This window comes from Pseudomonas sp. 2VD, assembly GCF_005503585.1.
GTDB lineage: Bacteria > Pseudomonadota > Gammaproteobacteria > Pseudomonadales > Pseudomonadaceae > Pseudomonas > Pseudomonas aeruginosa.
Window position 1 is genome coordinate 1 of the sequence record NZ_SCND01000276.1, and the last position, 8,517, is coordinate 8,517.

Genomic DNA, 8,517 nt, shown 5'->3' on the forward strand with positions numbered 1-8,517 from the left:
ATGAAGCCCGGCGCCACCGCATTCACGGTAATGGCACGCGAACCGACTTCCCGGGCCAGCCCCGCCGGAACCGCCTGCTGCATCAGTTGGCCCCTACGCTCGACCAGCTTGACCGCATCGGCGAACGCCAGGCTTTCGGCCGCGACCAGCGCGGAATATTCGCCCAGGCTGTGCCCGGCGACGAACGCCGGGCGCGCGCCGCCCTCGGCCAGCCAGAGGCGCCAGAGCGCGATCGAAACCGTGAGGATGGCCGGCTGGGTCTTGTCGGTCTGGTTCAGGCGCTCTTCAGGTCCATTCTGGACCAGCGCCCAAAGGTCGTAACCGAGCGCCTCGGAGGCCTCGGCGAAGGTATCGCGCACCAGCGCCTGCTGGGCGCCCAGCTCGGCCAGCATGCCGAGGGATTGCGAACCCTGGCCGGGGAAGACGAATGCGAGGGATGCAGACATTGAATAGGTCCCTTGTGGTCTTTTGCTCGTCAGAGATAACGCGCCAGCCGCGACTGGCGCAGGAAACTGAGTGTTGGATGGCTGCCTGGACCGCCCGGTCACACATTAGAGCAGCAGATGCTCGAGACGGCCATGCAATCGTTGCGGCAGGTTTTCCCGGACTTCCAGTGCCGCGCGACGCAAGGCGCTCTGGAAACCCTCCTCGGCGGCAGACCCATGGCTTTTCACCACTATCCCCTGCAATCCGAGGAAACTGGCGCCGTTATAGCGTGCCGGAGCGATATCGCCGCGCAGCCGGCGCAGCAGCGGCAACGCCAGCGCACCGACCAGCTTCGCCGCCAGTCCATCGCGGAAGCGCTGTTCGATCCGCGCCGACACCATGGCAGCCAGGCCTTCGCTGGCCTTCAGCAGGATGTTGCCGACGAAACCGTCGCAGACCACCACGTCGGCCTCGCCGCGATACAGGCCATCGCCCTCTATATATCCGCTGAAATTCAACCCCTGGGCCTTCTGCAACAGGCTCGCCGCCAGCTTGACCTGCTGGTTGCCCTTGATCTCCTCGGTCCCCACGTTGAGCAGGGCGACCCGGGGCGAGACGCAGCCCAAGGCCTCTGCCGCCACTGCACCCATCACCGCGAACTGGTAGAGATGCTCGGCACTGCAATCCACGTTGGCGCCAAGGTCGAGCAGATGACAATGCCCCTTCTCGGTCGGAACCGCCGTCACCATCGCAGGGCGGTCGATACCGGGCAGGGTCTTCAGCAGGTGCCGCGACAGCGCCATCAACGCCCCGGTATTGCCGGCGCTGACGCACGCGTGCGCCCGGCCGTCGCGGACCAGCTCCAGCGCCACGCGCATGGAAGCGTCCGGCTTGCCACGCAAGGCCTGGGAGGGACGTTCGTCTGAACCTATCACTTCGCTGGCCGCATGCACGCGCAGGCGCTGCCGGTCGAGCGACGGATAGCGGGAAAGGAGTTCTTCGAGGAGGGCAGGCTGACCGACGAGGATCAGTTGCGAAGAGGAATTCTCGGCCAGGAAGGCAATAGAGGCCGGAACAACGCAGTGGGGACCGAAGTCCCCACCCATTGCATCAATCGCGATGATTGGTGCGGACAAGGATTACTCGTCGGAGCCCTTGTCTACTACCTTACGGCCGCGATAGAAGCCGTCCGGGGATACGTGGTGGCGCAGGTGGACTTCACCGGTGCTCTTTTCCACGGACAGAGCATTGGACTCGAGCGCATCGTGGGAACGACGCATGTCACGAGCGGAACGAGACTTTTTGTTCTGCTGAACAGCCATGATTGATTAACTCCTAAACGTTTGGGTCACGCTTCAACTGTGCCAGTACGCTGAACGGATTAGGACGCTTGTCCTCGACTTCGCTCGACTCCGGCTCGTCTTCGACGACGAATCCAGCCGGGTGCTGACATACTTCGGGGTCATGGGCCGGAACGATGGGTAAGGCGAGCAACAGCTCGTCCTCGACCAGCGCCAGCAGGTCCAGGGGTTCCTCCCCCACTTCCAGCGCATCGTACCCCTTCGGCAGACCGTCGGCGGACTGACCTTCCCGAAGAATGGCGTAGGTATATTCGCCATGCACGGGAATGGCCGCCGCATCCAGGCAGCGTTGGCATACCATGCTCACCTCGGTATCGAGCTGCATATGCATGACCGCCAGCTTCTGGTGGTCGCGCTCGAAGGAAACCTTCACGCGCACCTCACCGGCATCGCTGGTCAGTTGCTCGCATACACGCGGCATATCGGCGAGCGCGTACACACCCTCGAGGGTGGCGCCGCGGTCGACCAACTTGCGCGGATCGATATGAGGTGGAATCGGCCCATTCAACATAAGCGCGCCATTATAGGGACGCCCCCGCGCCTGTCAAAGGAAATTAGCCATAAACCGCTGTAAGGACGAGTCTTTTCGTTAAAATCGGCCGCTCGCCATGGAGAACCTCATGCCCGACCTGATCCTCGCCTCCAGCTCCCCCTACCGACGCGAACTCCTGACCCGCCTGCGCCTTCCCTTCGAAAGCGCCAGCCCCGATATCGACGAAAGCCATCGCCCCGGGGAAAGTGCCGAGGAACTGGTCCGCCGCCTTTCCGCCAGCAAGGCCGAAGCGCTGGCCGGACGCTATCCGCAACACCTGGTGATCGGCTCCGACCAGGTCGCCGTACTCGATGGCGACATCCTCGGCAAGCCGCACACCCCCGAACGCGCCATCCAGCAGCTACGGGACGCCAGCGGCAATAGCGTGACCTTCCTCACCGGACTGGCCCTCCTCAACAGCGCCAGCCGGCGCATCCAGGTGGCATGCGTGCCGTTCACCGTGCACTTCCGCCACCTCGACGAGAGCCGCATCCGCCGCTACGTCGAAGCGGAACGCCCATTGGACTGCGCCGGCAGCTTCAAGGCGGAAGGCCTGGGCGTCAGCCTGTTCCGCGCCACCGAAGGAGAGGACGCCACCAGCCTGGTAGGGCTGCCCCTGATCCGCCTGGTCGACATGCTCCTCGAGGAAGGCGTCGAAATCCCCTGAGCCGGCATTCCCATATCCGGCATTCCCATATAAAGAAGCCCGGCTTCGGCCGGGCTTCTTTATATAAGGAAGGGAAACGCTCTCAGCGCAATACCGGGCCCTGCCAGCCCATCCACAGCGCGAGGCGCTCCGCCACACTGGCACCGAACTTCTTGGCGAAGCGATCGAAAGGCGACTCCTGCACGGTGTAATCCTCGATCTTCTTCTCCTTCACCACTTCGCGCGCCACATAGCTGGCATTGCCCAGACCGTCGATCAAACCGAGCTGCAATGCCTGTTCGCCGGACCAGACCAGACCCGAGAACAGCTCCGGATGCCCCTCGACCTTGAGCCGGTCGCCGCGCCCTTTTTTCACGCTGTCGATGAACTGCTTGTGGGTAGTATCCAGCACCTGCTGCCAGAACTGAGTCTCCTCGGGCTTTTGCGGCTGGAAAGGATCGAGGAACGACTTGTGCTCGCCGGAGGTATAGACGCGTCGCTCGACACCGAGCTTCTCCATGGTACCGACGAAACCGAAGCTGGCCGCCGTCACGCCGATGGAACCGACCAGACTGGCCTTGTCAGCGTAGATCTGGTCGGCGGCGCTGGCGATGTAGTAGGCGCCGGAGGCACCCAGGTCGCTGATCACCGCATAGACCTTGACGTTCGGGTGCTCGCCGCGCAGGCGACGAATCTCGTCATAGATATAGCCCGACTGCACCGGACTGCCGCCCGGACTGTTGATCCGCAGGACGATCCCCTTGGTACCCTCATCCTTGAACGCCGCGCGCAAGGCCGTGACGATATTGTCGGCACTGGCCGGCTCATCGTCGGCGATCATACCCTTCACCTCAATCAGCGCCGTGTGGCTACCGCTGCGCGAGGCCGATTTCTCCAGGCTGCCGAACGGACTGAAGGCCAGCAGCACGACAAAGAGATAGATGAAGGTCAGCGACTTGAAGAATATCCCCCAGCGCCGCGCCCGCCGCTGCTCCTGGACCCCGGCGAGAACCGCCTTCTCCAGCAGCTTCCAGCTCTTGTCGTCATTCGCCTTCGGCGTTTCCGACTTCCACTCGTCAGACATGCTCAACCACTCCTGAAACCGCCTCACGTCGAGCACCGCCCAACCAGGCGCGCAACTCGGTGAAATGCTCAACTTCCAGCCGCGGCGCATAAGGCCGCAACTGCTCCAGCGATTGGGCGCCATAGGCCACCGCAACCGAATCCATCCCCGCCCGTCGCGCCATTTCCAGGTCGAACGGCGAATCACCGATCATCAGCGCCCGCCCCGGCTCGACCCGGCAGTGCGCCAGGATCTCGTGGAGCATCAACGGGTCCGGCTTGCTGGCCGTTTCGTCGGCGCAGCGGGTGATATCGAAGAAATCGCTCCAGCCATGCCCTGCCAGCACCCGGTCCAGGCCGCGCCGACTCTTGCCGGTGGCGACCGCCAGGCGGAACCCGGCCTCGCGAAAATGCACCATGGCTTCGGCCACGCCGGGAAACAACCGCGACGGCTGCGCCTCCTGCGCCAGGTAATGCTCGCTGTAGGCACGCCGGAAACGCTCGACCAGAGCAGGATCGCCAACCTCCGGATAGAGCGAAGCGATCGCCTCGGGCAAGCCGAGGCCGATGATGCCCTTGATCCGGGTATCGTCCCGCTCCGGCAGAGCGGTTTCCCGCGCCGCTGCCTTCATCGAATCGACGATGCGCGCGATCGAGTCGACCAGGGTGCCGTCCCAATCGAATACCAGCAACGCGTAATCAGTCATTCAAACGCTCCAGCGAACGCTGCCACATCTCGTCCACCGGCGCCTCCAGCTCCAGCACCTGCCCGTCGGGCAGCGGCACGCGCAACTGCGCGGCATGCAGGAACAGGCGCTTGCCGCCCAACTCGCGGATCTCGCGGGAGAAATCCTCGTCGCCATACTTCGGGTCGCCGGCGATGGCATGCCCGGCGTGCTTGGCATGTACGCGGATCTGGTGGGTCCGCCCGGTGATCGGGCGCGCTTCCACCAGGGTGGCGAAATCGCCGAAGCGACGCAGCACCCGGAACTCGGTCAGCGCGTCCTTGCCCTCGACGTTCACCTCGACCATCCGCTCGCCCGAGCGCAGGTTGTTCTTCAGCAGCGGCGCGCGCACGTTCTTCTTGCCAGCCGGCCAGTGGCCACGGACCAGGGCGTGATAGCGCTTGTCGACGATCTTCTCGCCCCGCAGGGCCTCATGCAGGTGACGCAACATGCTGCGCTTCTTGGCGATCATCAGCAGACCGGAGGTATCGCGATCGAGACGATGCACCAATTCGATATCCTTGGCATCGGGGCGCAACTGGCGAAACACCTCGATGACCCCGGCGCTCACGCCGCTGCCGCCATGCACGGCGATCCCGGCGGGCTTGTTGACCACGATCAGCGCCTTGTCCTCGTAGACGATCGCCGCCTCCATCCGCTCCAGCAGCCCCTGCGCCAGCGGCGCCGGCTCATCGCGCTCGGCCAGGCGCAGCGGCGGCACGCGCACCTGGTCTCCGGCCTGGAGCCGATAGTCGGGCTTGATCCGCCCCTTGTTCACGCGCACTTCGCCCTTACGCAGGATGCGATAGATCAGGGTCTTGGGCGCACCCTTGAGACGGGCGATAAGGAAATTGTCGATACGTTGACCAGCCAGTTCCGGCGGCACATCGAGCAGCTGGACACCGGTGGTCGGAGAGGCGGGAGTAGTCATCCGTACATCATAACAATTTTTCATTCAATTGAAGCACTTAATCATTGCTGCTATAGTCGGGAAGCCGCCATAAGCGGCCTGGCCTGCGGATGATTGCCAACCTGCATTTCCCCCTCGCCTGCAAACACTTTGAACGGACGTCAGGCCGTCCTACAGAGGCGTTTCAGCGGAAATACGAAAATTTCCAACCCGCTAACGACTCGAAACCAAAGCCTTGAAACATGAGCCGCGACCACTTCGGTGAGCGCGAGATGCCAACCCGCTCCGGATACTGCGAGCGGCGCCCGATTCTTAAGGAACATGTGTAGGGTGGAGATGTACGGCTGTTGGACTGCGTAGCTTCTAGCTTGATCCAGACGCATTTTTCGTCCGCCTCCGACAGCCGATTCCTCCTCCTGACTCAAGTGCTTCTGAAACACAGGAAGCAGGAGACGTAGTCGCGGACCGGCACCCAGTGCCGAGCGCCGCTGGACACGGGAATGGCCCGCCATTCCTGAATACGCGCCCGAGCACCGACCGTGAGAGTCGTGTGTGCCGATCGCCGTTTCCGGTAGCCCCGGAAACCATTGGTACTACATGAAAAGAATGCTGATCAACGCGACTCAACCCGAGGAGTTGCGTGTTGCACTGGTCGACGGCCAACGCCTGTTCGACCTCGACATCGAGTCGGGCGCCCGCGAGCAGAAGAAGGCCAACATCTACAAAGGCCGCATCACTCGCGTCGAACCCAGCCTCGAAGCCGCCTTCGTCGACTTCGGCGCCGAACGCCACGGCTTCCTCCCCCTCAAAGAAATCTCCCGCGAATACTTCAAGAAATCCCCCGAAGGCCGGATCAACATCAAGGAAGTCCTGAGCGAAGGCCAGGAAGTCATCGTCCAGGTCGAGAAGGAAGAGCGCGGCAACAAGGGCGCCGCCCTGACCACCTTCATCAGCCTGGCCGGCCGTTACCTGGTGCTGATGCCGAACAACCCGCGCGCCGGCGGCATCTCCCGCCGTATCGAAGGCGAAGAACGCAACGAGCTGCGCGAGGCCCTGAACGGCCTCAACGCACCGGCCGACATGGGCCTGATCGTGCGCACCGCCGGCCTCGGCCGCAGCACCGAGGAACTGCAGTGGGACCTCGACTACCTGCTGCAACTGTGGAGCGCGATCAAGGAAGCGTCCGGCGAACGTGGCGCGCCCTTCCTGATCTACCAGGAAAGCAACGTCATCATCCGCGCCATCCGCGACTACCTGCGCCAGGACATCGGCGAAGTGCTGATCGACAGCATCGACGCCCAGGAAGAAGCCCTGAACTTCATCCGCCAGGTGATGCCGCAGTACGCCAGCAAGGTGAAGCTGTACCAGGACAGCGTTCCGCTGTTCAATCGCTTCCAGATCGAGAGCCAGATCGAGACCGCCTTCCAGCGTGAAGTGAAGCTGCCGTCCGGCGGCTCCATCGTCATCGACCCGACCGAGGCCCTGGTTTCCATCGACATCAACTCGGCGCGCGCCACCAAGGGCGGCGACATCGAGGAAACCGCCCTGCAGACCAACCTGGAAGCGGCCGAGGAAATCGCCCGCCAGCTGCGCCTGCGTGACATCGGTGGCCTGATCGTCATCGACTTCATCGACATGACCCCGGCGAAGAACCAGCGCGCCGTGGAAGAGCGTGTCCGCGAAGCCCTCGAGGCCGATCGCGCGCGCGTCCAGGTCGGTCGCATCTCGCGCTTCGGCCTGCTGGAAATGTCCCGCCAGCGCCTGCGTCCGTCCCTCGGCGAGACCAGCGGCATCGTCTGCCCGCGCTGCAACGGCCAGGGCATCATCCGCGACGTCGAGTCGCTGTCGCTGGCCATCCTGCGCCTGATCGAGGAAGAAGCCCTGAAGGACCGCACCGCGGAAGTCCGCGCCCGCGTGCCCTTCCAGGTCGCCGCCTTCCTGCTCAACGAGAAGCGCAACGCCATCACCAAGATCGAACTGCGCACCCGCGCGCGCATCTTCATCCTGCCGGACGATCATCTGGAAACCCCGCATTTCGAAGTCCAGCGTCTGCGCGATGACAGCCCCGAACTGGTTGCCGGCCAGACCAGCTACGAAATGGCCACCGTCGAGCACGAAGAAGCCCAGCCGGTCAGCTCGACCCGCACCCTGGTCCGCCAGGAAGCAGCAGTCAAGACCGTCGCTCCCCAGCAGCCCGCACCGCAACACACCGAAGCACCGGTCGAGCCGGCCAAGCCGATGCCCGAGCCGAGCCTGTTCCAGGGCCTGGTGAAGTCCCTGGTCGGCCTGTTCGCAGGCAAGGATCAACCTGCCGCCAAGCCTGCTGAAACCAGCAAGCCGGCTGCCGAGCGCCAAACCCGCCAGGACGAGCGTCGCAACGGCCGCCAGCAGAACCGCCGCCGCGATGGCCGCGATGGCAATCGCCGCGACGAAGAGCGCAAGCCCCGCGAGGAACGCGCAGAGCGCCAACCGCGCGAAGAGCGCGCCGAACGCCCGAACCGCGAAGAGCGCAGCGAACGCCGCCGCGAAGAGCGCGCCGAGCGCCCGGCTCGCGAGGAGCGCCAACCCCGCGAAGGCCGTGAAGAGCGCGCCGAGCGGACGCCCCGCGAAGAACGCCAGCCGCGCGAAGGCCGCGAAGGTCGCGAGGAACGCAGCGAACGCCGCCGCGAAGAGCGCGCCGAACGCCCGGCTCGCGAAGAGCGCCAACCCCGCGAAGGCCGTGAAGAACGCGCCGAGCGCCCGGCCCGCGAAGAGCGCCAGCCGCGCGAGGATCGCCAGGCTCGCGACGCCGCGGCCCTGGAAGCCGAGGCGCTGCCGAACGACGAGAGCCTGGAGCAGGACGAGCAGGACGATAC

9 protein-coding genes are annotated in these 8,517 nt (G+C 64.3%); 2 read left to right on the top strand and 7 right to left on the bottom strand.

Annotated features, from left to right (window positions below; genetic code table 11):
- The 4 genes from FFS27_RS23845 to FFS27_RS23860 all read right to left on the bottom strand — a co-directional run.
- Nucleotides 1–446, bottom strand: a 446-nt coding sequence (locus FFS27_RS23845; protein WP_137952245.1) for an ACP S-malonyltransferase, incomplete at its 3' end; no start/stop codon positions are given.
- A 105-nt stretch (nucleotides 447–551) separates the two neighbouring features.
- A complete protein-coding gene (gene plsX, locus FFS27_RS23850) occupies nucleotides 552–1,562 on the bottom strand; it encodes a phosphate acyltransferase PlsX (protein ID WP_071533934.1) in 1,011 nt (336 codons plus the stop codon).
- Between the two features lie 3 nt (nucleotides 1,563–1,565).
- Nucleotides 1,566–1,748, bottom strand: coding sequence for a 50S ribosomal protein L32 (gene rpmF, locus FFS27_RS23855; protein ID WP_003091143.1), 183 nt, complete (start codon nucleotides 1,746–1,748; stop codon nucleotides 1,566–1,568).
- Between the two features lie 13 nt (nucleotides 1,749–1,761).
- On the bottom strand, nucleotides 1,762–2,298 hold the full coding sequence (locus FFS27_RS23860; RefSeq protein WP_003091144.1) for a YceD family protein: 537 nt from the start codon (nucleotides 2,296–2,298) through the stop codon (nucleotides 1,762–1,764).
- A gap of 109 nt (nucleotides 2,299–2,407) precedes the next feature.
- Between FFS27_RS23860 and FFS27_RS23865 the strand changes: the two genes are divergently transcribed.
- Nucleotides 2,408–2,986: a Maf family protein gene (locus FFS27_RS23865; RefSeq protein ID WP_003091145.1), complete on the top strand. Its 579-nt coding sequence runs from the start codon at nucleotides 2,408–2,410 to the stop codon at nucleotides 2,984–2,986.
- Nucleotides 2,987–3,068: 82 nt separating this feature from the next.
- Here FFS27_RS23865 and sppA read toward each other — a convergent pair whose 3' ends face one another.
- Genes sppA through rluC form a run of 3 tightly spaced genes read right to left on the bottom strand, consistent with a single transcriptional unit; the run spans nucleotide 3,069 to nucleotide 5,683 of the window.
- Nucleotides 3,069–4,049 (bottom strand): signal peptide peptidase SppA, encoded by a 981-nt coding sequence (gene sppA, locus FFS27_RS23870; protein WP_003091146.1) that lies wholly within the window; start codon nucleotides 4,047–4,049, stop codon nucleotides 3,069–3,071.
- A complete protein-coding gene (locus FFS27_RS23875; protein WP_003091148.1) occupies nucleotides 4,042–4,734 on the bottom strand; it encodes an HAD-IA family hydrolase in 693 nt (230 codons plus the stop codon). The genes sppA and FFS27_RS23875 overlap by 8 nt, the downstream gene beginning before the upstream one ends.
- Complete coding sequence (gene rluC / locus FFS27_RS23880) at nucleotides 4,727–5,683, bottom strand: 23S rRNA pseudouridine(955/2504/2580) synthase RluC (protein ID WP_003104143.1); 957 nt, start codon at nucleotides 5,681–5,683, stop codon at nucleotides 4,727–4,729. The genes FFS27_RS23875 and rluC overlap by 8 nt, the downstream gene beginning before the upstream one ends.
- A gap of 576 nt (nucleotides 5,684–6,259) precedes the next feature.
- Here rluC and rne point away from each other — a divergent pair.
- Nucleotides 6,260–8,517, top strand: a 2,258-nt coding sequence (gene rne / locus FFS27_RS23890) for a ribonuclease E (protein ID WP_110613146.1), incomplete at its 3' end; no start/stop codon positions are given.